This window comes from Mesorhizobium carmichaelinearum (assembly GCF_900199455.1).
GTDB lineage: Bacteria > Pseudomonadota > Alphaproteobacteria > Rhizobiales > Rhizobiaceae > Mesorhizobium > Mesorhizobium carmichaelinearum.
Genome location: NZ_FZQR01000177.1, coordinates 1 through 414, shown reverse-complemented (window position 1 = coordinate 414; position 414 = coordinate 1). Strand labels below are relative to the sequence as shown.

General features: G+C 58.9%; 2 protein-coding genes. Both read right to left on the bottom strand.

Going from position 1 to position 414, the window contains the following annotated elements:
• On the bottom strand, positions 1 to 129 hold a 129-nt coding region (locus tag CKW40_RS42545), incomplete at its 3' end, for a LacI family DNA-binding transcriptional regulator (protein ID WP_143748549.1).
• On the bottom strand, positions 126 to 414 hold a 289-nt coding region (locus CKW40_RS44480; RefSeq protein ID WP_210200216.1), incomplete at its 5' end, for a hypothetical protein. The genes CKW40_RS42545 and CKW40_RS44480, both read right to left, overlap by 4 nt.

Below are 414 nucleotides of genomic sequence, written 5' to 3'. Positions count from 1 at the left end.
CTCACGCGCCGCTTCGATGACCTTCAGTGTCGTCTTTGAAGAGACATTACCGCGCTCATTGAGGACGCGATCGACCGTCGCAATTCCAACGCCCGCAAGCTTAGCGACGTCATCCAACCCGGGCTTCATTCGCTTCGGCCCTCCCTTTTCGATAAGTCCCGTTCACCGAAGAGGCCACCGCCTTTAACTACCCCCGTGCCGAGCATCACGCCGACCGTGTCTTCTCCATACAATTGAGTGACGATAAGTCGGGCGAGGTCCGCGCGTACCAATAGGGCTGCCTCCGGCTCTTCTCTCGCTACTCGGCCCGCGTTGCCGACGCGCAGGATATCGCCCCCGAAATCGCGCAGTGATCGGTGCACAAAGGCCACCTCGCAGAAGTTTGTATCGAGTGAAGCGACGACAAGTACAGAC